General features: G+C 69.9%; 24 protein-coding genes and 1 pseudogene. 17 read left to right on the top strand and 8 right to left on the bottom strand.

The window, feature by feature from the left end:
• Positions 1–31: 31 nt before the first annotated feature.
• The 5 genes from A4X16_RS14105 (at position 32) to glmM (ending at position 4,017) form a co-directional block, all read left to right on the top strand.
• The gene (locus tag A4X16_RS14105; RefSeq protein ID WP_067121578.1) at positions 32–700 is read left to right on the top strand and encodes an endonuclease/exonuclease/phosphatase family protein; all 669 of its coding nucleotides are present in this window, start codon (positions 32–34) and stop codon (positions 698–700) included.
• A gap of 65 nt (positions 701–765) precedes the next feature.
• The gene (locus A4X16_RS14100) at positions 766–1,518 is read left to right on the top strand and encodes an MBL fold metallo-hydrolase (RefSeq protein WP_067121843.1); all 753 of its coding nucleotides are present in this window, start codon (positions 766–768) and stop codon (positions 1,516–1,518) included.
• 166 nt (positions 1,519–1,684) lie between these two features.
• Positions 1,685–2,131 carry a 50S ribosomal protein L13 gene (gene rplM, locus A4X16_RS14095; protein WP_067121576.1) on the top strand — a complete coding sequence of 149 codons (447 nt, stop codon included), beginning with the start codon at positions 1,685–1,687 and terminating at the stop codon, positions 2,129–2,131.
• A gap of 27 nt (positions 2,132–2,158) precedes the next feature.
• On the top strand, positions 2,159–2,644 hold the full coding sequence (rpsI, locus tag A4X16_RS14090; RefSeq protein WP_067121568.1) for a 30S ribosomal protein S9: 486 nt from the start codon (positions 2,159–2,161) through the stop codon (positions 2,642–2,644).
• Between the two features lie 14 nt (positions 2,645–2,658).
• Positions 2,659–4,017, top strand: coding sequence for a phosphoglucosamine mutase (gene glmM / locus A4X16_RS14085; RefSeq protein ID WP_067121566.1), 1,359 nt, complete (start codon positions 2,659–2,661; stop codon positions 4,015–4,017).
• 80 nt (positions 4,018–4,097) lie between these two features.
• Here glmM and A4X16_RS14080 read toward each other — a convergent pair whose 3' ends face one another.
• The 4 genes and pseudogenes from A4X16_RS14080 to A4X16_RS18350 form a co-directional block, all read right to left on the bottom strand.
• The gene (locus A4X16_RS14080; RefSeq protein ID WP_067121564.1) at positions 4,098–5,036 is read right to left on the bottom strand and encodes a Ppx/GppA phosphatase family protein; all 939 of its coding nucleotides are present in this window, start codon (positions 5,034–5,036) and stop codon (positions 4,098–4,100) included.
• 29 nt (positions 5,037–5,065) lie between these two features.
• A complete protein-coding gene (locus A4X16_RS18360) occupies positions 5,066–6,541 on the bottom strand; it encodes a hypothetical protein (protein WP_157560210.1) in 1,476 nt (491 codons plus the stop codon).
• On the bottom strand, positions 6,538–6,822 hold the full coding sequence (locus tag A4X16_RS18355) for a hypothetical protein (RefSeq protein WP_067121562.1): 285 nt from the start codon (positions 6,820–6,822) through the stop codon (positions 6,538–6,540). Before A4X16_RS18355 ends, A4X16_RS18360 begins: the two co-directional genes overlap by 4 nt.
• Before the next feature lie 44 nt (positions 6,823–6,866).
• Positions 6,867–7,916, bottom strand: a pseudogene (locus A4X16_RS18350) (nucleotide sugar dehydrogenase); the annotation flags it as partial.
• A 253-nt stretch (positions 7,917–8,169) separates the two neighbouring features.
• Between A4X16_RS18350 and A4X16_RS14060 the strand changes: the two are divergent.
• Positions 8,170–10,011 carry a DUF4012 domain-containing protein gene (locus A4X16_RS14060; RefSeq protein WP_157560208.1) on the top strand — a complete coding sequence of 614 codons (1,842 nt, stop codon included), beginning with the start codon at positions 8,170–8,172 and terminating at the stop codon, positions 10,009–10,011.
• Between the two features lie 87 nt (positions 10,012–10,098).
• Here A4X16_RS14060 and A4X16_RS14055 read toward each other — a convergent pair whose 3' ends face one another.
• Entirely contained in the window at positions 10,099–10,566 is a 468-nt protein-coding gene (locus tag A4X16_RS14055; protein WP_067121554.1) for a VanZ family protein, read from the bottom strand.
• A 41-nt stretch (positions 10,567–10,607) separates the two neighbouring features.
• On the bottom strand, positions 10,608–11,048 hold the full coding sequence (locus tag A4X16_RS14050; RefSeq protein WP_067121553.1) for a VanZ family protein: 441 nt from the start codon (positions 11,046–11,048) through the stop codon (positions 10,608–10,610).
• Positions 11,049–11,079: 31 nt separating this feature from the next.
• Between A4X16_RS14050 and coaA the strand changes: the two genes are divergently transcribed.
• On the top strand, positions 11,080–12,030 hold the full coding sequence (gene coaA, locus A4X16_RS14045) for a type I pantothenate kinase (RefSeq protein ID WP_067121548.1): 951 nt from the start codon (positions 11,080–11,082) through the stop codon (positions 12,028–12,030).
• Positions 12,031–12,083: 53 nt separating this feature from the next.
• Positions 12,084–13,931, top strand: a complete 1,848-nt coding sequence (gene glmS / locus A4X16_RS14040; RefSeq protein WP_067121542.1) for a glutamine--fructose-6-phosphate transaminase (isomerizing) — start codon at positions 12,084–12,086, stop codon at positions 13,929–13,931.
• Between the two features lie 488 nt (positions 13,932–14,419).
• Here glmS and A4X16_RS14035 read toward each other — a convergent pair whose 3' ends face one another.
• Positions 14,420–15,253, bottom strand: coding sequence for a type IV toxin-antitoxin system AbiEi family antitoxin domain-containing protein (locus tag A4X16_RS14035; RefSeq protein ID WP_067121540.1), 834 nt, complete (start codon positions 15,251–15,253; stop codon positions 14,420–14,422).
• A 321-nt stretch (positions 15,254–15,574) separates the two neighbouring features.
• On the opposite strand from A4X16_RS14035, the gene A4X16_RS14030 reads away from it, so the two are divergent.
• From A4X16_RS14030 to A4X16_RS13995, 8 genes are read left to right on the top strand one after another with little or no spacing between them, the layout of a single operon-like run.
• Positions 15,575–15,934 (top strand): holo-ACP synthase, encoded by a 360-nt coding sequence (locus A4X16_RS14030; RefSeq protein ID WP_067121538.1) that lies wholly within the window; start codon positions 15,575–15,577, stop codon positions 15,932–15,934.
• Positions 15,931–17,037: an alanine racemase gene (alr, locus tag A4X16_RS14025; protein ID WP_067121536.1), complete on the top strand. Its 1,107-nt coding sequence runs from the start codon at positions 15,931–15,933 to the stop codon at positions 17,035–17,037. The genes A4X16_RS14030 and alr overlap by 4 nt, the downstream gene beginning before the upstream one ends.
• The gene (gene tsaE, locus A4X16_RS14020) at positions 17,034–17,531 is read left to right on the top strand and encodes a tRNA (adenosine(37)-N6)-threonylcarbamoyltransferase complex ATPase subunit type 1 TsaE (protein ID WP_067121534.1); all 498 of its coding nucleotides are present in this window, start codon (positions 17,034–17,036) and stop codon (positions 17,529–17,531) included. The genes alr and tsaE overlap by 4 nt, the downstream gene beginning before the upstream one ends.
• 20 nt (positions 17,532–17,551) lie before the next feature.
• Complete coding sequence (gene tsaB, locus A4X16_RS14015; RefSeq protein WP_067121532.1) at positions 17,552–18,175, top strand: tRNA (adenosine(37)-N6)-threonylcarbamoyltransferase complex dimerization subunit type 1 TsaB; 624 nt, start codon at positions 17,552–17,554, stop codon at positions 18,173–18,175.
• A complete protein-coding gene (rimI, locus tag A4X16_RS14010) occupies positions 18,172–18,675 on the top strand; it encodes a ribosomal protein S18-alanine N-acetyltransferase (protein ID WP_067121530.1) in 504 nt (167 codons plus the stop codon). Before tsaB ends, rimI begins: the two co-directional genes overlap by 4 nt.
• Complete coding sequence (gene tsaD, locus A4X16_RS14005; protein ID WP_067121528.1) at positions 18,672–19,742, top strand: tRNA (adenosine(37)-N6)-threonylcarbamoyltransferase complex transferase subunit TsaD; 1,071 nt, start codon at positions 18,672–18,674, stop codon at positions 19,740–19,742. The genes rimI and tsaD overlap by 4 nt, the downstream gene beginning before the upstream one ends.
• Positions 19,742–20,287: a hypothetical protein gene (locus A4X16_RS14000; protein WP_442922917.1), complete on the top strand. Its 546-nt coding sequence runs from the start codon at positions 19,742–19,744 to the stop codon at positions 20,285–20,287. Before tsaD ends, A4X16_RS14000 begins: the two co-directional genes overlap by 1 nt.
• Before the next feature lie 3 nt (positions 20,288–20,290).
• Positions 20,291–21,553: a hypothetical protein gene (locus A4X16_RS13995; RefSeq protein ID WP_067121526.1), complete on the top strand. Its 1,263-nt coding sequence runs from the start codon at positions 20,291–20,293 to the stop codon at positions 21,551–21,553.
• 4 nt (positions 21,554–21,557) lie between these two features.
• Here A4X16_RS13995 and A4X16_RS13990 read toward each other — a convergent pair whose 3' ends face one another.
• Positions 21,558–22,763 carry a class I SAM-dependent methyltransferase gene (locus tag A4X16_RS13990; RefSeq protein ID WP_067121520.1) on the bottom strand — a complete coding sequence of 402 codons (1,206 nt, stop codon included), beginning with the start codon at positions 22,761–22,763 and terminating at the stop codon, positions 21,558–21,560.
• A gap of 157 nt (positions 22,764–22,920) precedes the next feature.
• Between A4X16_RS13990 and groES the strand changes: the two genes are divergently transcribed.
• Positions 22,921–23,217: a co-chaperone GroES gene (gene groES, locus A4X16_RS13985; RefSeq protein ID WP_017203655.1), complete on the top strand. Its 297-nt coding sequence runs from the start codon at positions 22,921–22,923 to the stop codon at positions 23,215–23,217.
• The last annotated feature ends 119 nt before the right edge of the window (positions 23,218–23,336 follow it).

The raw sequence follows: 23,336 nt of genomic DNA, 5'->3' as shown, positions 1-23,336 counted from the left end.
GGAGGATCGCGCGGGTAGCGTGTGAGGGGTCATGAAGGTCATCTCGTACAACCTCCAGAAGCATCGCGCCGCGAGCGAGCTCGTCGAGCGCGTCGACGAGCACGATCCCGACATCCTGTGCCTGCAGGAGTGCGACGTCGCCGACCTGCCCGACCGCATCGGCGACCTCATCCTCGCGGACGCCACGCAGAGCAACCGGCTCGGGCTCGCGATGTTCTACCGCGCGAGCGAGTTCCATCTGCAGGGCATCCGCACCATCGGGCTGAAGAAGTCGCTGCACGATCGCATCGCCAAACCCGCTCACGAACGCGTGCTCGGGGCACGGCTGCGCGACATCGACGCCGGGCGCGACTTCATCGCGGCGTCGTTCCACGCGGCGCCGCTGACGGCGCTGAACTCGCTGCGGCGCCACCAGATCCGCGCGGCGCTCACCGAGCTCGCGACGCTGGGGGAAGGGCTCCCGCAGCTCATGGTGGGCGACTACAACTACCCGGTGTTCAAGGAGAACCTCGGCAAGAACGTCCGTGAGCACGGGTACGCGCTGACGATGAGCGACGATCACACGTACACCCGGTACCGCGTGTTCCGCGGTCACTACGACTTCGCCACGTCCGTGGGCTTCGAGATCCAGCGGGTCACGACGCTGCCGCAGGGGCTGAGCGACCACCGCCCGATCCTGGTCACGACGCGATTCGACTGAGGCGCCGGGATCGGCGTCGTGCCACGGGGCTGGACCGGCGCGGCAGGATGCCGAAGACTGAGGTCATGACCGCTCTCACCGCCCTCCTCGTCGGCGGGCCGACGCTGCATCTCGCCTATGCCGGGCTCTCGATCCTCACCGATCCCACCTTCGACGAGCCCGGCGAGTATCCGGGCGGCGCGACCCTCTACAAGCTGACCGGACCGGCGGTGTCGCCCGAGGACCTCGGATCGATCGACGTCGTGCTCCTCTCCCACGACCAGCACGCGGACAACCTCGACGACGCAGGGCGCGAGCTGCTGCCCTCCGTGCCCGTGGTGCTCGGCACTCCGGAGTCCGCGGGGAGGATCCCCTCGATCACCGGCCTCGACCCCTGGCAGGAGCATCGCATCGGCGACGTGGTGATCACCGCGGTGCCGGCGCTGCACGGTCCCGAGGGGGCGGAGGAGCTGAGCGGAACGGTGACGGGTTTCGTGCTCGAGGCCGAGGGGGAGCCGACCGTGTACGTGTCCGGCGACAACGCGTCGGTCGACCGGGTGCGGGGCATCGCCGAGCGCTTCCCGCACATCGACATCGCCGTCCTCTTCGCCGGCGCAGCGAACGTCGGACGGTTCGGCGACAGCGACCTCACCCTCAACGCGCGCACCGCGCTCGAGGCGGCCGAGGTGCTCGACGGAGCCGTCATCGTCCCCGTCCACACCGAGGGCTGGTTCCACTTCTCCGAGACGAGGGAGCGCCTCGCGGGCATGTTCGCGCACGCGGGGCAGGATCACCGTCTGCGGATGCTGACGCCAGGGGAGCGCGTCGCGATCCCGTGACCGGTTTGGGATCGGGCGCTGGATGACGTAAGCTGTCTCTTTGGTACTCGACTGCCGAGTGCCGCGAACGTGAGCCCTCCACTGGCGTGTTCCTCCCCGTAGGGAAGAACCACCCCGGAGTGGGATTCACGAACTTCTCCGTTCGACACAAGAAAGCAGCACTATCGTGACGCGCACTTACACCCCGAAGGCCGGCGAGGTCCAGCGTGACTGGGTCGTCATCGACGCCACCGACGTCGTTCTCGGCCGCCTGGCCTCGCACGCCGCTACGCTCCTGCGTGGCAAGCACAAGCCCACCTTCGCCAACCACATCGACTCGGGTGACTTCGTCATCATCGTGAACGCCGACAAGGTCGCGCTCACGGGTCAGAAGCTCCAGAAGAAGCTGGCCTACCGCCACTCGGGCTACCCGGGCGGCCTCAAGTCGGTCACCTACGCCGAGCTCCTCGAGAAGAACCCGGTCCGCGCTGTGGAGAAGGCCATCCGTGGCATGCTCCCCAAGAACAGCCTCGGCCGTCAGCAGCTGTCGAAGCTCAAGGTGTACGTCGGTGCCGAGCACCCGCACGCCGCTCAGCAGCCCCAGCCGTACACCCTCGACCAGGTCGCCCAGTAAGCGCCGTACAGACTTAAGGACATACTCGTGGCTGACATCCAGGACACCACCGAAACCCCCCAGAACTTCTCGACGTCGACTCCCGAGACCGACGCGGTCGAGGCGGCTCCCCGCCCCGTGCTCAGCGTCCCGGGTGCCGCTGTCGGCCGTCGCAAGCAGGCCATCGCCCGCGTGCGTCTCGTCCCCGGCTCGGGAACGATCACGGTCAACGGCCGCACGCTCGAGGACTACTTCCCGAACAAGCTGCACCAGCAGCTGATCAACGACCCGTTCACGGTCCTCAACCTCGCCGGCGGCTACGACGTCATCGCGCGCATCTCCGGTGGTGGCCCCTCGGGTCAGGCCGGCGCGCTGCGTCTCGGCATCGCCCGTGCCCTCAACGGCATCGACGAGGAGAACAACCGTCCGACCCTGAAGAAGGCCGGCTTCCTGTCGCGCGACGCTCGCGTCAAGGAGCGCAAGAAGGCCGGACTCAAGAAGGCCCGCAAGGCGCCTCAGTACTCCAAGCGTTAAGGTCCACCGCTCCGATGCCGATCTTTGGCACGGACGGCGTGCGAGGACTTGCCAACGGCATCCTCACCGCCGACCTGGCGCTCACCCTGGCCCAGGCGACTGCTGTCGTCCTGGGCCAGGGCCGTACTGCGGAGGCTCGCAAGGCCGAAGGCAAACGCCTCACCGCAGTCGTGGCTCGCGACCCCCGGGTCTCCGGTCACTTTCTGACCGCGGCCGTCGCCGCCGGACTCGCCTCCTCGGGCGTGGACGTGCTCGAGGCGGGGGTCATCCCTACGCCTGCTCTGGCGTTCCTCGTCGCCGATCGCGACGCCGACTTCGGTGTCATGATCTCCGCGTCGCACAACCCGGCCGCCGACAACGGCATCAAGATCTTCGCGCGAGGCGGCGTCAAGCTGCCTGACGTCGTCGAGCAGCGCATCGAGGCCGCCATGGCGGGCGAGAAGCTGCGTCCGACCGGCGCGGGCGTCGGGCGGGTCATCCGCTTCGCGGACGCCGAGGACCGCTACGTCGTGCACCTGCTGGGCTCGCTGCCCAACCGGCTCAACGGCATCAAGGTCGTCCTGGACTGCGCGCACGGCGCGGCATCCGGAGTGTCTCCTGAGACGTTCCGCGACGCCGGTGCCGACGTGACCGTCATCGGCGCGGACCCCGACGGATGGAACATCAACGACGGGGTCGGGTCGACGCACCTCGACAACCTCGCGGAGGCGGTCGTCCGTCTCGGCGCTGACATCGGGATCGCGCATGACGGCGACGCCGATCGCTGCCTCGCCGTCGACGCCGAGGGCAACATCATCGACGGCGACCAGATCATGGCGATCCTCGCGGTCTCGATGAAGGAGCGCGGTCACCTGACCGACGACACCCTCGTCGCCACGGTCATGAGCAACCTCGGTCTGCACGTCGCCATGCGCGAGCACGGGATCACCGTGCGGCAGACGGCCGTCGGCGACCGCTACGTGCTCGAGGACATGAACGAGGGCCGATACGCGCTCGGCGGCGAGCAGTCCGGGCACGTCATCATGAGCGAGTACGCGACCACGGGCGACGGCCTGCTGACAGGACTCCACCTCGTCGCCGAGATGGCTCGTCAGAACAAGAGCATCGCGGAGCTCGCCGGCGTCATGACCGTCTACCCGCAGGTGCTGATCAACGTCCGGGACGTCGACAAGGACGCCGTCGACGCCGATCCGGTCGTGCAGGACGCCGTGCGCGCGGTCACCGCCGAGCTGGGGGACACCGGACGCGTGCTGCTGCGCAAGTCCGGCACCGAGCCGCTGGTGCGCGTCATGGTCGAAGCCGCCGATGCCGAGTCGGCCCAGGCGTACGCCGATCGCCTCGTCGACGTCGTCCGCGAGCGCCTCGCGCTCTGACGACCGCCACCGCTCCCGTCGCACCCCCGATCGCCGCCCGATACCGCGGCGACCGGAGGAGCGGCGGGAGCGTCGTGCGCTCAGCCGCGGGGCTGCGCCAGCTGCTCGATGTAGCGCAGGAGCACGCCCTCGCGCAGCGCCCACGGTGAGACCTCGAGCTCGTCGATCTCGAGCGCCGTCATCGCCGCGTGCAGGGACACGGCGGCAGCGACGATCTGGAACGTCCGATCCGCCGTGATCCCGGGCAGCTCCTGTCGAGCGGATGCCGGGATGCGTGCGAGCCGCGGGATCCACGAGCCGAGGGCCGCCCGCGGGAGCACCATCCGCTGGATGCCGGACCACCCGGGGACCGGGTAGCCGGACAGCCGGGCGAGAGAGCGGATCGCCTTGGAGGAGCCGACCGTGTGGTCGGGGCGGGGGAGCGCGGCGAATCTCGGCAGGACCTCTGCGAGCGTCGTCGTCGCGTGCTCCCGCAGACGCTCGACCTCGTCCTCTCCCGGAGGGTCGTGGGGCAGGAACTGCACGGTCATCCGCCCCGCGCCCAGGGGGACGGATGCGGCGGCATCCGGCACCTCGTCGTCGCCGGCCGCGATCTCGAGCGACCCGCCTCCGATGTCGAGCAGCAGCAGCTGGCCGGCCGACCAGCCGAACCAGCGCCGCACGGCCAAGAAGGTCAGCTCGGCCTCGGTCTCGCCGTCGAGCACCTGCAGCGGCTGGCCGAGCGCCGTTTCCACGCGCGCGATCACCTCGGCGCCGTTCGTCGCGTCGCGGACCGCGCTGGTCGCGGTCGCGAGCAGCGCGTCGACCCGCTCCGACTCCGCCACCCGTCGGGCTCGGACGACGGCCTCCTCGAGCGCGCGCACGCCCTCGTCGGAGATGGCTCCGTCATCGGTGAGATACCGCATCAGCCGGAGCACCGTGCGATCGCTGGTGGTCGCGAGGGGGCGGCCGCCGGGGCGGACGTCGGCCGCGAGCATGTGGACGGTGTTGGAACCGATGTCGATCACTCCGAGACGCACGGGTGAAGCGTACCGGACGCGATCGACGGCTACGGAGCGGCGCAGACGATGAACGGCCCGCTCTGGGCGAGGGGCTCGTCGCACGCGAAGCCGAGGCGTGTGACGTCTTCCATCGCCGGGGCGTCGTAGAGCCCGACGTGCGCTCCCAGCATCACGATGATCGGCACGGCGGAGCCCCAGGGTTCCGCGGCCAACCACTCCGGATCGGCCTCATCGGCCCATTCCGCGAGTTCCGCGACGGTCTCCTGCTGCGCCGGCAGAGTCGCCACGGTCACCGGCGAGACGCCGAGCACTCCGTGCTGCACCACGCCCCATGCCGCGCTCCCCGCGACGACGGCGACGGCGAGCGAGGCGGCCACCGCGATGCCACGGACCCTGCGCGACGGGGGTGCGACCTCGTCGGCGCGGGCTGCCCGCAGCGCCTGCACCGCCCACACGGTGAAGGCCGCGAGCACGGGCACGAAGGCGAAGACGCCGGGGGCAGGATGCCGGACCCAGAGCGGTGTGTGCGCGGCGGTCGACCACCACCCGAGGAAGGCGACCAGGCCGACGGATGCCGCGAGGAGCAGCGCGAGGCGGTCGCGGTCGATGCCGCGGGAGCGGACCAGGGCGGTCACGATCAGCGCCCCTCCGACGAGAGCGGCGACGAGGACGGCCCAGACGGGGACGTGCCACGAGTCCACGAACCGGGCGAGCTTCTCCGGCACCGTCGTGGGTGCCTCGTTCTGCCCGCCCGAGCGGATGAAGCGCGCGATGTCCCGGAGGTGCTCGACGAACGCGGCGGGACCGAGCGTGACGAGCGCGGCGATCTCGACCAGGAACGTCGGCACTCCCGCGAGCACGAGCGGCAGCCATCCGCGGCGCAGCGTCGCGACGAGCCGAGCACGGCCGGTTCCGGGTGCGAGGGCCCACACGGCGACGGCGAAGGCGGGCAGGGCGAGCAGCGCGATGAGCTTCGCCTGCACGGCGAGCCCGACCAGCAGACCCGCGATCCAGGCGCGTCGAGGCAGCACGACCAGCGCCCACACGAGGAGCGCCGCCGCCGGGATCTCCCCGAGGAGGTCGGCGGGTCCCTGGATGGGGGAGGGGAGCGCGGACGCGTCGAAGGCGAGCGGCACGGCGACCGCCAGCAGACCGGCCCAGCGTCCGCCGATGCGACGTCCGAGGATCCACAGACCGGCGAGGAGCAGCACCCAGTACAGGAGCGGCACGAGGCGGGCGCCGATCACCGGGTCGATGCCGAGGGCGATGACCGCGGCCGCCGGGAGGAGCACGGACGGGCCCGTCGAGATGCGGGGGTCGAACGGCGTGAGGGTCGAGCCCGAGAGAGCGCCGTCGCTGGCGTAGCCGAGTCCCTCGAGCAGGTTCAGCGGGACGGTGAGGTTGAAGGCCTCGTCCTCCCAGAAGTGCAGCACGAGAAGGCTCTGGAGGGCCACGGCGATGTTCGCCGCGATGATCACCGCGAGGGCCGCCCAGAACAGGGTCGTGCGCACCGGCCGACTCATGATCCGGATCGCTCCCGCGCGTCGGCGGGGCGCCTGACCGCGCGCAGCGGCGCACCCGGCCGCAGCGACCAGGTCCAGACCTCGGCGAGGGCGACGCGGACGAAGGCGCGCAGCCGTGCGGGCGGCAGCGGGATGCGTGCGGCCTTGCCCCACATCGTGCCGCTCGCCGATTCTCCTCGGCGCGGGATGCTGCGCACCCGGACGTACCGCACGGCGAAACCGCCGCGCGCCTCGGCGAGGGAGAAGTGAAGAACTCGCGCCGCTCGGCGCCATGCGGCCATTGCGCTTCCGGGGCGTAGGGGTCGGCGGCCAGCACCTTCGCCCCATATCCGCCGAGTAGCTGGATGATGCGAATCGCGGGCGACTCGCGGCTATCGCCGGAGTTCTTCTTATAGGCCACGCCAGCGATCAGCACCGTTGAGCCGTTGAGCGACTTACGCTCGACGTTGAGCAGCTCGATCACGCGCTGCACGACGTAGGCAGGCATGTTGTCGTTGACGTCGTTCGCGAGCTCGACGAAGCGGAAACTCTTGCCCAGCGTGCGCCGCACTTGCCATGACAGGTAACTGGGATCGACCGGGAGACAGTGGCCGCCGACACCTGGGCCAGGTGTGAACTTCATGAACCCGAAGGGCTTGGTTGCGGCGGCGTCGATCGACTCCCACACGTTCACGTCCAGCTCGTCGGCGAACACAGCCAGCTCGTTGACGAGGGCGATGTTGACATGGCGGAAAGTGTTCTCGAGCAGTTTGGTGAGCTCGGCCTCTTTTGGAGTAGACACCGGGACCGTGCGCTCTACTAGCGAGGAGTAAAACGCCTCTACGCGTCCAAGAGAGTCGGGGTCGATGCCGGACACGACCTTTGGCGTGTTCACGAAGTTCCACCGTGCGTTCCCCGGATCAATGCGCTCGGGGCTGTATCCCACGAAGAAATCCCTGCCAGCCTTGAGTCCCGACCCCCGTTCAAGCAGTGGCACCATGAGCTCCTCCGTGGTGCCCGGATAGGTGGTGGATTCGAGCACTACGATTGCGCCTTTGGTCACGAACGGCGCGAGCGAAGCCGATGCAGACTCGATGAACGAGAGATCGGGAAGCGTCTCCTTCAGGGGTGTGGGCACCGTGATGACCGCGACGCCGAAGTCACGGACGGCGTTGTAGTCCGCTGTGGCGCGATATCGTCCCGAGTCCAGCGCAGCACGCACGGTCGCATCCGCGATGTCCTCCACGAAGGAGCGGCCGTCCGCGAGCGCGTCGACGCGCCCGCGGTTCAGGTCAAGGCCGACCACGTCGTAGCCGACGTCCACGGCACGCATTGCTAGCGGAAGCCCGACATACCCCTGTCCGATGACGACGACGGAACGAGAGCGGTCGAGCATGGAGGACTCCATTCGGATGTGGCGGCGCGAGCGCGCCGTGACGATTCTATTCACACGAGGCATTGTTCGCGGTCGCGGACGCCGCCCCTCGGAACGGGGCCCGGTTGGGGAATTGCGTTCCCAGAAGGCGAGAAAGATGCCTCGCACCGCCCCCTCGGACACATTCTCCGCGCTCGCCGCCTCGGAGCCGCCTCCCCCTGGGCGATCCGCCTAGGGGGATCCCCACAGCGAAGTTGCGCTTGAATGGGACGTGATGTCTTCCTCCCTTCCAACCACCCGTGCACAGCGTCGCGCCCAACTGCGCCACGATTCGTCGAACCGCTCCGCCCGGCGGCGTGTCGCCTGGATCGTCGTTGGAGTGCTCGTTTTCGTGCTTGCCGCCGTGGCCGTGATCGCTGGGGTCGCAGTCTCGAAGGCGCTGATCGTGCGGGATTCGCTGAGCGGAGCGATCCCGATCGCGAGCGCTCTCCCGTCCAAGATTGTCGCTGGCGACACGGAGAGCGCGACGGCCGATGCCGACGCGCTCAAGGAGTTTGCCGCTGACGCGGTCTCCGAGACTCGCGACGGAGTGTGGGGCATAGCCGAGTGGATCCCGGTCCTTGGCCAGAATCTGGCCGCGATCCGCGCGGCCGCCGAAGGTGTAGACGACCTCGCTACCTTCGGCGTCTCCGCGGTTCCGACACTCAACCTCGCCGCTTTCCAGCCTGTCGATGGCGCGGTCGACCTGGCGGCCGTGCACAGTCTAGAGGAGATCGTCTCCCGCGGTGCCGCCGCGTTCACTTCCGTGAACGAACGCCTCGACGCTACCGACCGTTCGTTCTTGCTGCCCGAGGTCGACGAAGCGCTCGGGACGCTCGACGAAGCCGTATCCGGCGTGGATGAGACGCTCGGCGCGCTAGCGCCCCTCCTGCAAGTCCTTCCGTCAGCCCTGGGCGAGGACGCACCGCGCACCTATCTGCTCATGTTTCAAGGCAATTCCGAACTGCGAGCCTCCGGCGGCAATCCCGCGGCTCTAGCCCTGGTCACGGCGACAGCCGGCCGCATACAGCTGACCACGCAAGCTACGAGCGTGCAGTTCGATAACGCGCGCCCAGAGAGCATCAGTGCGCTGGACCCGGAAACTGAGAATTTGTACTCGGACATCATCGGGCGCTGGATCCCCAACATGACGGCGACCCCCGATTTTCCGACCACAGTGGAGATCATGCGGGCATGGTGGGCGGACGAGGGGCTTCCGCCGTTCGACGATGTCATCTCGACCGACCCGGTGGCGCTGAGTTACCTGCTCAAAACAACGGGGCCGATTCCTTTGGACACGGGAGAGATCCTCACGAGCGAGAATGCCGTTCCGCTGCTTCTGAACGAGGTTTACTTCAAGTACGGCGAAGGAACGGGCGGGGCGGAGCAGGACCTTTTTTTCGCCGCAGCCGCAGCCAAGATCTTCACGGCGCTCACCAGCGGAACCAGCGATCCGTTGACCTTCCTGGACGTGTTACGTCAGTCGACAGAGGAAGGTCGGATGAAGCTCTGGTCCTCCGACCCTGCCATCCAGAACCTGATTGGCGACGGCCGGCTTTCGGGAACACTTCCGCCGACGAACGACGTTCGTACGATTGCAGGAGTGTATTTCAACGACACCACTGGCGCCAAGACCGACTATTACGCTGACGCCAGCATCACGTCCACGGCTCAGTGCTCGGCCTCGGGCGAGCCGACCTTCAGTCAGGTCATCACGTTCGCCAACAACATCACAAGCGAGCAGGCCACCGACTTGCCTTACTTCATCACTGGCCCGCACTATCGGGCGGGAGATATCGCGACGGATGTGGTTGTATATGGTCCAGTTGGAGCGACTATCGAATCTTGGAATGTCGAAGGTGCGGCTAGCTATACGCTGATGGCGGAGGGCCCTCATCTTGGCCGTAATGCGGTTCGCATCAGTGTCTTGACTCCGCCGCAGACCGTCGCGACCATCACTGTGACCATGAAGGGCGCTGGGGGCGTTTCGGGTTCAGAGTACGGCCCGTACGAAGTGTGGACGACACCTATGGTCCGAGAGACTCCGATCACTATCGAAAAGCTCGGCTGCGGCTGACGATGGTGATCTACTCCGAGTGTCACCAGCCGGAGGGTAGACGCCGCGATGGTCTCTGGAGAAGCCTCGGTTCCTCGCCGACCGCCGCTACTGTCTCGGCACACGTGTCGCTGGTCCCGCAGAGGTTCTCGCACGCCATCGAATCGTCGCCGCGATGGCGCCGCCGATCAGCGCGCCCAGCGTGTTCGCGATTACGTCGGAAAGAGAAGGGGCGCGTGTGGGGATGAGGCTCTGCCCCGCCTCGATGAGCCCGCTCATCAGTGCACCGATCAGCATGATGTGCCACACCCGCAGCCGCGGCCAACCGAGGGAGATGAGGAGACCCACGGGTATCAGGAAGACGATGTTGGCTACGAATTCCAGCACGATGGAGCTGAATTGATACGACGCCAGGTCGTGCTCCGCCGCCCAACGCGCGGGCAGGAGCGCTAATCCGACGACCTTCCCCGAGATGGCGGCGGGCAACCAGACGGTGAAGGCCACGAAGACGAGATACGCGATCAGGGCGATCCGCGCTCGGACCGCACGAGTGTGAGCGCGGTCGAGGGAGGGCATGCGGTCATGCTAGCCAGCGCTGCTGGCCGACATCCCCAGCTTCAGGTGTCGGCGCGGGCCAGCATCCGTCGCCCGATCCACACGACGGCGACCCCGACCGCCGCTCCCAGGGTGTTCGCGACGACGTCCGACACGGTCGGGAAGCGGGTCGGCAGTGCGATCTGCACGATTTCGATCAGCACACTCGTCGCTGCTCCCGCCACGATCACCGCCCACGACGGCAGCGCGGGCCATGCCAGCGTGACCAGCACGCCGAACGGCACGAACAGCGCGATGTTCGCCGTGAACTCGAGCACCGGATAGCCGATCTCGAACGGAAGCCCCCAGGTCTCCAGCATCCGCGCCGTCGTGGCGACGATCCCCGTGACCGCCTCGGCGTCCCGTCCGGGAAGCCAGACGATGAGCGCGAGCGCGGCGAGGTACGGCACGAGCATCGCTCTCGAGACGAGCGCCAGACGCCGTCGCGTGAGGGGAGTGGTCATCGAGACGAGGCTAGCGTCCCCCGCCATTACGATGGAGCGCGTGACTGCTGACCCGACGCTGCCGCTGTCCCCGTACCGAGAGATCGGTCGCGCGGAGTGGGCGCGGCTCGCCGCCGGACTCGACCAGCCGCTCACCGAGACCGAGGTCGTCGAGCTCCGCGGCATCGGCGACCGTCTCGACCTCACCGAGGTGCGCGAGGTCTACCTGCCTCTGAGCCGACTGCTCAGCCTCTACGCCACCGCGACGAAGCGACTCGGAGCGGCGACCAGCTCCTTCCTCAACGAGGACGACACGACGACGCCGTTCGTGGTGGGCGTCGCCGGATCCGTCGCCGTCGGCAAGTCCACGATCGCCCGCCTGCTGCGCGAGCTGATGAGCCGCTGGCCCGGCACGCCGCGGGTCGAGCTCATCACGACCGACGGCTTCCTGCATTCAAACGCGGAGCTGGAGCGTCGGGGGCTCATGGATCGCAAGGGATTTCCCGAGTCGTACGACCGGCGCTCGCTGATCCAGTTCCTCACCGAGGTGAAGAGCGGCGCCCCCGAGGTGCGGGCTCCCTTCTATTCGCACATGCGCTACGACATCGTGCCGGACGCGCATGTGGTCGTGCGCCGCCCCGATGTCGTGATCGTCGAGGGCCTCAACGTCCTGCAGCCGCCGCCCGCGCCGAACGACGTCGCCGTGAGCGACCTGTTCGACTTCTCGATTTTCGTCGACGCCGACACCGCCCACATCGAGAAGTGGTACGTCGACCGCTTCCTCGCCCTCCGGGAGGGTGCCTTCTCGAACCCGTCGTCGTACTTCAACGTCTTCGCCCACCTCACCGACGAGGAGGCGGTCACCACCGCCCTCGGGTACTGGAACGAGATCAACATGCCGAACCTCGTCGAGAACGTGATGCCGACAAAACATCGCGCGCGGCTGGTGCTCAACAAGGGCGCCGACCACAACGTGGAGAGCGTGCTGCTGCGCAAGCTCTGACCCGCGAGATTCGTTCGGGATCTTCGCAAAATCCCGCACCTATTCTGTATCCCATGTGTGGAATCGTCGGATACGTGGGCCCGCGGCCCAGCCAGGACATCCTGCTCGCCGGTCTCGCCCGCCTGGAGTACCGGGGCTATGACTCCGCCGGCGTCGCGGTGATCGATGGCGAGGGAGCGTTGGGCATGCGCAAGAAGGCCGGCAAGCTCGCCGCGCTGCGCGACTCGCTCTCGGATGCGGCTCTCGCCGACGGCACGACCGGCATCGGCCACACCCGCTGGGCCACCCACGGCGGACCCACCGACGAGAACGCGCACCCGCACCTGGCGGATGACGACAAGCTCGCACTGATCCACAACGGCATCATCGAGAACTTCTCGGCGCTGCGCGACGAGCTCCTCGCCGACGGCGTCACGTTCCGCAGCGAGACGGACACCGAGGTCGCCGCCGCCCTGCTGGGTCGCGAGTACCGCAGTAACGGCGGAGACCTGCAGGGCGCCTTCCGGGCCGTGGTCAACCGCCTCGAGGGCGCGTTCACGCTCCTCGCCATGCACCAGGACCACCCCGGCCTCGTGGTCGGCGCTCGTCGCAACTCCCCGCTGGTCATCGGCCTCGGCGAGGGCGAGAACTTCCTCGGCTCCGACGTCGCCGCCTTCGTCGAGCACACCCGCAAGGCCCTCGCTATCGGCCAGGACCAGATCGTCGCCATCACCCCCGAGGCCGTCACGGTCACCGACTTCGCCGGCAGTCCCGTCGAGGCCGAGCCGTTCGACGTCTCCTGGGACGCCGCCGCCGCCGAGAAGGGCGGCTGGTCGAGCTTCATGGCGAAGGAGGTCGCCGAGCAGCCCGAGGCGGTCGCCAACACGCTGCGCGGACGCATCCAGGGCGACCAGGTCGTCATCCCGGAGCTCGACGGTCTCGACGACCTCTTCCTCGGCATCAACCGCATCATCATCACCGCCTGCGGCACTGCGGCGTACTCCGCCCTCGTCGGCAAGTACGCGATCGAGCAGTGGGCCCGGGTGCCGGTCGACGTCGAGCTCGCGCACGAGTTCCGCTACCGCGACCCGGTGATCGGCGACGACACCCTCGTGGTGTCGATCAGCCAGTCCGGCGAGACGATGGACACGCTGATGGCCGTCAAGTACGCCCGAGAGCGCGGCGCCCGCACGCTGTCGATCTGCAACACGCAGGGCGCGACGATCCCGCGCGAGTCGGATGCCGTCGTCTACACGCACGCCGGCCCCGAGGTCGCCGTCGCATCGACCAAGGCCTTCTCGGCGCAGATCACCGCGCTCCTGCTGCTCGCCCTGCACGCGGGACGCGTCCGCGGGTCGATGACGGATGCCTCGGTCGACGTCGCCGAGCTGTCGGCACTGCCCGAGAAGATCGCCCAGGTGCTGGAGACCGAGAACGATCACGTCTCGCAGCTCGCCGGCTGGATGGCGGACACGCGGTCGGTGCTGTTCCTCGGACGCCACGTCGGCTATCCGATCGCCCTTGAGGGCGCGCTCAAGCTCAAGGAGATCTCGTACATCCACGCCGAGGGCTTCGCCGCCGGTGAGCTCAAGCACGGTCCCATCGCGCTCATCGAGCCGGGGCAGCCGGTCTTCGTGCTCGTGCCGTCGCCGCGGCACTCCGCTCTGGTGCACTCGAAGGTCGTCTCGAACATCCAGGAGATCCGCGCCCGCGGTGCCCGCGTGATCGTCGTGGCCGAAGAGGGGGATGCCGCAGTGCTGCCCTTCGCCGACGAGGTCATCCGCATCCCGCTCGCCGGGCCGATGTTCGAGCCGCTGCTGGCTGTCGTTCCGCTGCAGATCTTCGCGATGGCCCTGGCCACGGCCAAGGGCCTCGACGTCGACCAGCCGCGCAACCTCGCGAAGTCCGTCACCGTCGAGTAGGTCGCCGCGCGTCGGCATCCGTCGGCCGTCTGTCGGGCCTGACCCGGTTCTTCGAGCGTGCTGTGTGCGTATTGCCGTTCGTGTGCATGCCGGATGTGCGTGTGCATGGCTGTCTCGGTGTGCCGTGTGTGCATCCGTGGTCGTGTGCATGCCGGATGTGCGTGTGCATGCTCGATTCGGGTATTCGGGCCTGCGCACGGATTATGGGCCTGCACACGGTGGCGCATCCGTCGGCATCCGTGGGCGGTCTCTCGGGCCTGACCCGGTTCTCCGAGCGTGCCGTGTGCGCATCCGTGTTCGTGTGCATGCCGGATGTGCGTGTGCATGTTCGGTCCGGGTATTCGGGCCTGCGCACGGATTATGGGCCTGCACACGGTGGGGCAGCCGCCGGCATCCGTCGGCCGTCTCCCGGGCTCGCAGGCGGCGGCGCGGGTATGGGGCATCGGATCTCGCGCGCGCCGACGCCCGCCACGGCCGTGAGCGTGCGGTCAGGCCATCGCGCGATCGAGCGCCGAAGTGATGGCGGATGCCACCGAGGGCCAGTCGTGCATGATCATGGCGTAGTCGAACCGCAGGGTCTCGAAGCCGCGTGCGGATGCCGCCGCGTCGCGCGCCAGGTCGGTGTGACGCCTCTCCGCACCGGCGTGGTTGCCGCGTCCGTCCGCCTCGAGGATGAGGCGGCCCCCGATCACGAAGTCGACGCGCCCCACGCCGTCGATCCCGACTTGGCACTCGAGCGTCAGCCCGAGCAGTCGCAGCCGCAGACGCAGCAGCGACTCCAAGCCGCTCTCGGCATCGGGCCGAGCCAGGTCGAGCATCCAGTGGGCCGCTGACGGCAGCTCTCCTCTGATCCTCCGGCGATCCTCGGCGGAGATCAGCCGCTTGTTCCACGCCGACTCGTACGCGGCGAAGAACGTCTCGTCCCCGAGGCAGCGATACGCGTGGACGAGCGCCGCCGCGACCGGGGCGAGACCGATGCCGCTGGTGCCCCGGGAGTAGTGCGCCACGCACGAGCATCCGTCGTGGGGATGCCGGCGCCCGGACCCGCCCATCCATACATGCACGATGTCGTCGACATCCGGCAGCACCCAGACCCCGTGAGCCCGAAGAGCGTCCGCGCATGTCAGCGCACCGCCGTGAGCGGCCGCCGTCAGCACCTTCACGTCGAGGGTCGGAAGCGCATACACGCCCTTGCGCACTCGCCGGATCGCACCGACGCGCGCAGCCGCGCTGAGGTGTGCCGCAGAGCATCCGAAGTCCCGCAGCAATCGTGCCCGCGCGATGCCGCCGAGCCGGTCGAGGAGGTCTGCAGGAGTGAACATCCGTCGAGGATGCCGCAGCCTCTGACGTCGCGTCGTGCACAGGGGCGGCTGTCGTGGAGTGTCGGGGCACCGGTGCGGTTGTGGAGGCCGAGTCGCGGTGCGGTATGCATGCCCGAATCGCGGATGCATGTCCGGACGCGCTGATCCGGCATGCACAAGAAGATCCGGCATGCACACGCGAGGGCGGGGGACAGGAGACCGGACAGGCGCAGGGGGCCGGGACGGGACGCAGGGACCCGAACGGGCCGCAGAGCGGGGCGGCACCGCGGCGGGGCGGCACCGCGGCGGGGCGCTCCGCGACGCCGCGACTAGGCTGAACAGGTGATCATCGGCACCGGCATCGACCTTGTGGACATCCCGAGGTTCGAGCGCACGCTGGAGCGCACGCCGCGTCTGAGGGAGCGTCTGTTCGCACACGCCGAGCGGGGGATGCGGCTGCCGTCGCTCGCTGCGCGCTACGCGGCGAAGGAGGCGCTGATCAAGACGCTCGGCGGCTCCGACGGCGTGCACTGGATCGAGATCGAGATCGCCTCCGAGGCGTCGGGACGACCGCACTTCGTGCTGTCGGGGACGACCGCCGAGGTCGTCGCCGCGCGAGGCATCACCCGACTGCACCTGACCCTCACCCACGACGCCGGCCTCGCGGCCGCGTTCGTCGTCGCCGAAGGAGAGCCGCTGTGAGCGCACCGTTCCGCGAAGCCCGCATCGACCTCGACGCCATCTCGGACAACGTCCGGCACTTCCGTCGCCTCACCGGCGTCGAGGTCATCGCCGTGGTCAAGGCGAACGCATACGGGCACGGCGCGGCCCCGGCGGCGGTCGCCGCGCTCGCGGGAGGGGCGACCCGTCTCGGGGTCGCCGAGATCCCCGAGGCGCTGGACCTGCGCCGTCAGGGGATCACCGCGCCGATCGTGGCCTGGCTGCACGCTCCCGGCGAGCGCTTCGAGCAGGCGGCCGCCCACGACATCGAGGTCGGGATCTCGTCGTTCGACCAGCTCGAGGCGGCGGGGGCGGCGGCGTCGGTCGACCGTCCGGTCGGCGTGCACCTGAAGTTCGAGACGGGCCTGTCGCGCAACGGCATCGCGCCCGCCGACTGGCGTCGTGTGCTCGCCGAGGCCGCACGTCTCGAGCGCATCGGGCGACTCCGCATCATCGGCCTCTTCAGCCACCTGTCGAACACGTCGCCGCAGGACGACCTCGAGGCGCTCGCGCGCTTCGACGACGCCGTCGCCGCGGCGGCCTCGTTCGGCATCCGCCCGGAGCTCCGGCACATCGCGGCCACCGCCGCGGCGATCGATCTGCCGGAGACGAGGCTGGATGCCGTGCGCATCGGCGTCGGCATCTACGGCCTCTCCCCGTTCGAGGACAGGTCCTCCGCCCAACTGGGCCTGCGCCCCGCGATGACGCTCCGCGGCGCGGTCGCCGCCGTGCGTCGCGTGCCCGCCGGCGCCGGCGTCTCCTACGGCTACGACCACCGCGCGCCGCGGGACACCACGCTCGTGCTCGTGCCGCTCGGCTACGCCGACGGCATCCCGCGTCACGCGTCCGGCCGGCTGCCCGTCTCGATCGCCGGACGCCGGTACACGAACGTGGGCCGCATCGCCATGGACCAGTTCGTGGTGGACGTCGGCGACGCGCCGGTCTCGATCGGCGACGAGGTCGTGCTCTTCGGCGACCCGACTCTCGGCGTCCCGTCCGCCGCGGAGTGGGCGAACGTCGCATCGACCATCAACTACGAGATCGTCACGCGCATCGGCGCACGCGTGCCGCGGCGGTCGGCATGAGCGTCGGCCCGGCGTTCCTCGGTCGCCAGGAGATCGCGACCTCGGAGGGCATGGAGCAGCTGGGTCGACGCATCGGGCAGCAGCTCGCTGCAGGCGACCTGCTGATCCTGACCGGCCCGCTGGGCGCCGGGAAGACCACCTTCACCCGCGGACTGGCCGAGGGTCTCGGCGTCCGCGGGCCGGTGCAGAGCCCGACGTTCGTGATCGCCCGCACCCACCCGTCGCTCGTGGGCGGGGCTCCGCTCGTGCACGTCGATGCGTACCGCCTCGGCTCGGGGGCGGAGCTCGACGACCTCGACCTCGACCTCTCGCGCTCGGTCGTCGTGATCGAGTGGGGCCGCGGCATGGCGGAGGACCTCGCCGACACGTGGTGGGACATCGAGCTCGAGAGACCGGTCGGCGGCGATGACGATCTCGACCCGTCCGAGCTCGACGCGGATGCTCCGCGATTCGTCACGATCAGGCGAGAGGACCGTTCGGCATCACCCGCCTGAACGCCGACTACCCTGGAGAGGTGATCCTCGCCGTCGACACCTCCCTGGGCACCGCCGTCGCTCTCATCGGAGACGACGGCGCGAGCCGCGCCGAGGCGTCGACCGCCGACCCGCTGGGCCACGCCGAGGTGATCGGCGACCTGATCGCCCGGGTGCTCGACGACGGCGGGGCCGATCCGGTGCATCACGTCGTCGCGGGCATGGGCCCGGGCCCCTTCACGGGACTCCGCATCGGCATCGCCGCCGCGCGGGCCTTCGCGCTCGGCCGCGGCATCCCCGTGCTCCCCGTCCCGAGCCATCACGCCGCCGCCCTCGCCGCCATCGAGGAGGACGGCGTCACCGGATCCTTCGCCGTCGTCACCGACGCCCGACGCCGGGAGGTCGCGGTCACCGTCTTCGACGGGACGGATGCCGACGGCATCCCGATCGTGATCGCCGACACGGTGCTGGTGCCCGCGGCGGAGGCCGACGCGCACCTCGACGGCGTCCGCCGCATCGACGCCGCGACGCTGTCCGCCGTCGCCCTCGCCCGCGTGGGCGCTCGCGCGCACGCCGCCGGGCGCACGCTCACCGGAGACGAGCCGCTGTATCTGCGGCATCCGGATGTCAGCCTTCCGGGCGCGCCGAAGAAGGTGGGCCTGTGACTCTGCGCGCCGCCACCCCCGACGACCTCGACGCCATCATGGCGATCGAGCATCGGTCGTTCCCCACCGACGCCTGGAGCCCCGAGCTCATGGCGGCCGAGCTCGCGAGCCCCCACGGACGCTATCTGGTCGACGAGCTCGAGGGCACGATCATCGGCTACGGCGGTGTGCGCGCGCTGCAGGGCGGTGCGGATGCCGACATCCAGACCATCGCGCTGGACGCCGCGCACCGCGGATCCGGACGTGGGCGCGCCCTGCTGCGTGCGCTTCTCGACGCGGCCGAGGAGCGCGGAGCGCGCGAGGTCTTCCTCGAGGTGCGCGCGGACAATCCGAGCGCCGAGGGTCTCTACCGGTCGGAGGGCTTCGAGGAGATCGGGCGACGCCCCCGTTACTACCAGCCCGACGACGTGGACGCGATCGTGATGCGCCTGGTGCTCACGCATCGTCGCGGCGACGGCGACGCGACCTCTGCGGATGCCGAGAAGGAGGCGACGGCATGAGCGAGCCCCTGGTGCTCGGCATCGAGACGAGCTGCGACGAGACCGGCATCGGGATCGTCCGCGGACGCACGCTGCTGTCGAACACGATCGCGTCCAGCATGGACGAGCACGCCCGGTACGGCGGTGTCGTCCCCGAGGTCGCGGCGCGCGCCCACCTCGAGGCGCTGCAGCCGTCGATCGACGCCGCCCTCGCCGAGGCCGGAGTCCGGCTCGCCGACCTCGACGCGGTGGCCGTCACGAGCGGCCCCGGTCTCGCGGGCGCCCTGATGGTCGGCGTCGGTGCGGCGAAGGGTCTCGCCGTCTCCCTCGACAAGCCTCTGTACGCGGTCAACCACCTCGTCGGACACATCGCCGCCGACATCCTCACCCCGGACTCCGACCCGCTCGAGTACCCGACCATCGCGCTCCTCGTCTCGGGCGGACACACCTCGCTGCTGCACGTGCGCGACCTCACGACCGATGTCGAGATGCTCGGCGAGACCATGGACGACGCGGCGGGTGAGGCCTTCGACAAGGTCGCGCGCCTGCTGTCGCTCCCGTACCCCGGCGGTCCGGAGATCGATCGCGCGGCGCTCGAGGGCGACCCCGCGGCGATCCGCTTCCCGCGCGGCCTCTCCCGGGCATCCGACATGGCCGCGCACCGCTACGACTTCTCGTTCTCCGGACTCAAGACGGCCGTGGCCCGCTGGGTCGAGCGCTGCGAAGCCGAGGGGACAGCGGTGCCGGTGGCGGACGTCGCGGCCAGCTTCCGCGAGGCCGTGGTCGACGTGCTCGTCACCAAGGCGCTCGCCGCGTGCGAGGACCTGGGCGTCCCGCGACTGCTGCTCGGCGGGGGCGTCATCGCCAACCGTCGCCTGCGCGAGGTGGCGCTGGCCAGAGCCGAGGCGGCCGGGGTCACCGTGCGCATCCCGCCGCTGTCGCTCTGCACCGACAACGGTGCCATGATCGCCGCTCTCGCCGCCGAGCTCATCACGTCCGGTCGGCGCCCGTCCACTCTCGCCTTCGGCGCGGACTCCACGCTTCCCGTCACCGAGATCCAGGTCGACGAGCGCGTCGCGGTGGCGTGATGAGCGACGTGCCGCGATCTTCCGACCGGACGGGGGAGGAGCGCGCCCCCCTCGGCGGATCCACGCCGTCGCCGTCGAGCGCCGGACGCGGTGACGTCGTGCCGCCCCGCGTCGAGCGGCCGAGCGACGAGGTCGAGCGGCCCGCGGGAGCGGCACGGCTACCCGGTGCCCGGCGGGAGCGGTACACGAAGCTGCCCACCGGTCCGGTGGGCATCGAGCCCGTCGTCGCGACCGGCCCTGACGTGGACGCGCGGGGGCGGGGCGCCGAATGGGAGCCGACCGTCGATCAGACGGTGCCCGTCGACGAGACCCGCCTCGCTCCGTGGGCGCTGATGGCGGCGATCGTCGCGCTGTGCTCGTCGTTCTTCGTCGGCTGGGCGATCCCGATCGCCATCGTCGCGGTGATCGCCTCGATCATGTCCCTGCGCCGCCCGGTCGAGAGCCGCGCGATCGCCCGGTGGGCGCTCGTCCTGGGCCTGTGCGCCACCGTCTACAGCCTCGGCTGGCTGGTGTGGGCCGGGATGCAGTTCGAGAGGCTGGGCTAGCGGATGCTGAATGCCGACGAGACCAGCGAGCTGCGGGACCTGCAGCAGCGCGCCTACGGTCGCGACGGCGTCCTGACGTCGGCGGATGCGGCGCGGCTGCACGAGCTCGAGGCGGCCCGCGCGGCTGCCGGCAGGAGTCCGCAGATCGCCCCTCACGAGCAGGAGGCGGCTGACGGCCGCGCAGCCGCCGGTGAGAGCGCCGACGCGAGAGTCGCGGGCGCCGACGCCGGCGACGCGGTCGCGGTGCCAGCGGCGCGCGCGGATGCCGACGGCGGAACGCTCGACGGCGCCGCGCTGGAGGGTCAGCGTGAGCGGGACGGCGGGGCGCCGTCCGCGACGGCCGCGGCGGGGCTGTGGGCCGCCGTGCGGGGTCGCGTGCCGCTCGTGGCCGCCGCATCCGTCGTGCTCCTCCTGATCGGGATCGCGGCCGGATGGGCGCTGTTCGGGCGCGCCGAGGAGCGCGTGGCCCTGACCGGCGCCCAGCAGGAGCGCCGGGTGGAGCTGCAGACCGACGGCGGGTACGACGAGGGAAGCGTGCGCGCCATCGGGTCGGACGACGACGCCGTGGTCTGGTACGGCACGAAGAAGGACGGCGAGCTCGCCTGCATCGTCCTCGACGCCGGCGGCGAGTCGAGCGACATGTGCCAGCCCGCCGATCAGCTCCTCTCCCAGGGAGACGGCGTCGGCGTGACCCTGATCGATCCGGGTGGCGATGCGGAGGACGGAGCCCCCGGCGGAGAGGAGATGCAGATCTCCGCGACCGCCGTGCGCGCGGCGACGGGCGACATCGTCGCGCTCATCCAGCGCTGGCCGTCGAGCCGGGCAGGCTGGCTCGCGCAGTTCGCGGTCGGCGAGCGCGAACGCGCCGAGGAGCTCCTGGAACTGGGCTTCGAGCAGTACTCGTTCTCGGTGGTCGGCTACGTGAACGACTCCGCGATCTGGCGCGGGACCCGCATCGACGACGGGATGCCGGAGGAGTGCATGATCGTCGACGCCCTCGATCTGATGCAGTGCGAGGACGCCGTGCTCGTGCAGAACGGCGACCGCGCTCTCAGCATCGGCGGCGTCGAGGTCGATGAGGGATCGGGCGAGGCGGGCACGCCGTGGAGCATCGATCTGGAGGTCATGGCCGCGGGCAACGCGTATCTGACGATCAGAGGCGAGGTCCCGGATTCGCTCGACTCGACGACCGGAGCATTCGTCGAGCTCGGCGGGGAGCACGGGGATCCCATCCGCGTCGAGGCGCCTTCGGATCCGGCCGGCTGACGGGTCAGTCCGCGACGGGCACCCGGTCGGCCAGGATGGCGCGCCGCTGCTCTCCCACGCGAGTGAGGATCAGGGTCGCGCTCGCGTCGCCGCGCAGCGTCAGCTTCTTGCGGAACGCGGCCGGATCCACATCCATGCCTCGCTTCTTGATCTCGAGAGTTCCGATGCCGTGCGCCTTGAGCACCGCGCTGATCGCCTTCGGATTGGCGGGCATGGTCTCGCGGATGCGGAAGGACTGCACGAAGGGACTCGTCACGGCGGCATCCGAGGTCAGATAGGCGATGCGCTCGTCGAGCATCCCGGCGTCGAGGCTGCGAGCGACATCGCCGATCAGGCGCGCGCGGATGACCGCGCCGTCGGGCTCGTGCAGGAAGGCGCCGAGCTCCCGGACGGGCGCGTCCTCCGCGTCCGCGCCCGCCGTGAGCTCGTGCGAGCGCTCACCGCGGATCACGAGGGCCGCTCGACGCACACCTTCGCGCGCGAGCGCACCGGTCCACAGCACGAGCTCCACGACGCTCCCGTCGGCGCTCACCCACTGGGCCTCGGCCTCGGCGGGCAGCGCGTCGCGATCATGGCCGGGCCCGAGCTTGATCCCCGTCGGCATGCGCGAGGCCACCGCGAACGCCCAGTCCAGCGGTGGCGAGTACTCCTCGGCGCCGACCCGGGTGGTCTCGGCATGACCGGATGTGCGCCGCGCGGGATCCATCCATACCGCCTGGCCGTCGGCGGGCGACGGGAGATGCTCCTGCGCCGTCCCGTGGCGCACCACCGCGTCGTCGCCGAACGGGGCGAGGTTGTACGCCGCGATGGCCGCGGTCACCTCGTCCGCGTCGACGGCGAGCACTCCGAGTCCCGCGCCGGCGAAGCCCAGCGCGTCGCCGCCGATCCCGCAGCCGAGGTCGGCCACCGACCGGATGCCGGCACGTCGCATCCGCTGCGCATGGCGAGCGGCGACTCCGAGCCGCGTGGCCTGCTCGAGTCCCGCGCGCGTGAACAGCATCCGTGCGGCGAAGTCGCCGAACTTCGTCGTCGCCTTCGCCCGCAGACGGGCCTGCCCGACGACGGCCGAGACGAGGTCGGGGGAGTGGCCGGCGGCACGCAGACGGGAGACCGTCCTCGCCACGTCGGCGACGCCGTCGACCGAATCCGTGGAATCCAGAAGGCTCAGCCCCTCGGGGGTGAGCAGGGCACGCAGCTCGGACATCTCCACGTGTGTCAGCTTAGGCGCGCGACGCTTGGTCGACGGAGGGCGGGCATTGGCACTCGCATTGCGTGAGTGCCAGCGGACGCCCTAGACTGGGTTAGCACTCTCGGGTTGAGAGTGCGAACAAGTCTTCCTGTCAGCGTCAAGAAAGAAGAGGTAGACCGTGTCGGTTTCCATCAAGCCGCTCGAGGACCGCATCGTCATCAAGCAGGTCGAGGCCGAGCAGACCACCGCGAGTGGCCTGGTCATCCCCGACACCGCCAAGGAGAAGCCCCAGGAGGGCGAGGTCGTGGCCGTGGGCCCCGGTCGCATCGATGACAACGGCAACCGCGTCCCGCTCGACGTCGCCGTCGGCGACCGCGTGCTCTACAGCAAGTACGGCGGCACCGAGGTGAAGTTCGGCGCAGACGAGTTCCTCGTCCTGTCGGCTCGCGACGTCCTGGCGGTCGTCGTCCGCTGAGACAACGTCTTCGAGAGGGCCCGGATGCATCGCATCCGGGCCCTCTCCGCATTCTCGGGCGGATGCCGCGGCGTCGCCCGCATCCCCTATCGGACGAGACCCCCGACCCCCCGATACCC

The organism is Microbacterium sp. H83, from assembly GCF_001650405.1.
Classification (GTDB): domain Bacteria; phylum Actinomycetota; class Actinomycetes; order Actinomycetales; family Microbacteriaceae; genus Microbacterium.
This window is presented reverse-complemented; position numbering and strand designations above follow the sequence as displayed.

Excerpts from the sequence above, each read along its gene's own strand:
- A4X16_RS18355 (WP_067121562.1), bottom strand. The coding sequence starts at position 6,822 with ATGGCCGCATGGCGCCGAGCGGCGCGAGTTCTTCACTTCTCCCTCGCC.
- glmS (WP_067121542.1), top strand. The coding sequence starts at position 12,084 with ATGTGTGGAATCGTCGGATACGTGGGCCCGCGGCCCAGCCAGGACATC.
- A4X16_RS18360 (WP_157560210.1), bottom strand. The coding sequence starts at position 6,541 with ATGAGTCGGCCGGTGCGCACGACCCTGTTCTGGGCGGCCCTCGCGGTG.
- A4X16_RS14000 (WP_442922917.1), top strand. The coding sequence starts at position 19,742 with ATGAGCGACGTGCCGCGATCTTCCGACCGGACGGGGGAGGAGCGCGCC.
- A4X16_RS13995 (WP_067121526.1), top strand. The coding sequence starts at position 20,291 with ATGCTGAATGCCGACGAGACCAGCGAGCTGCGGGACCTGCAGCAGCGC.
- A4X16_RS14105 (WP_067121578.1), top strand. The coding sequence starts at position 32 with ATGAAGGTCATCTCGTACAACCTCCAGAAGCATCGCGCCGCGAGCGAG.
- glmM (WP_067121566.1), top strand. The coding sequence starts at position 2,659 with ATGCCGATCTTTGGCACGGACGGCGTGCGAGGACTTGCCAACGGCATC.
- tsaD (WP_067121528.1), top strand. The coding sequence starts at position 18,672 with ATGAGCGAGCCCCTGGTGCTCGGCATCGAGACGAGCTGCGACGAGACC.
- coaA (WP_067121548.1), top strand. The coding sequence starts at position 11,080 with ATGGAGCGCGTGACTGCTGACCCGACGCTGCCGCTGTCCCCGTACCGA.
- A4X16_RS14035 (WP_067121540.1), bottom strand. The coding sequence starts at position 15,253 with ATGTTCACTCCTGCAGACCTCCTCGACCGGCTCGGCGGCATCGCGCGG.
- tsaE (WP_067121534.1), top strand. The coding sequence starts at position 17,034 with ATGAGCGTCGGCCCGGCGTTCCTCGGTCGCCAGGAGATCGCGACCTCG.
- A4X16_RS14055 (WP_067121554.1), bottom strand. The coding sequence starts at position 10,566 with ATGCCCTCCCTCGACCGCGCTCACACTCGTGCGGTCCGAGCGCGGATC.
- A4X16_RS14100 (WP_067121843.1), top strand. The coding sequence starts at position 766 with ATGACCGCTCTCACCGCCCTCCTCGTCGGCGGGCCGACGCTGCATCTC.
- A4X16_RS14060 (WP_157560208.1), top strand. The coding sequence starts at position 8,170 with ATGTCTTCCTCCCTTCCAACCACCCGTGCACAGCGTCGCGCCCAACTG.
- A4X16_RS14050 (WP_067121553.1), bottom strand. The coding sequence starts at position 11,048 with ATGACCACTCCCCTCACGCGACGGCGTCTGGCGCTCGTCTCGAGAGCG.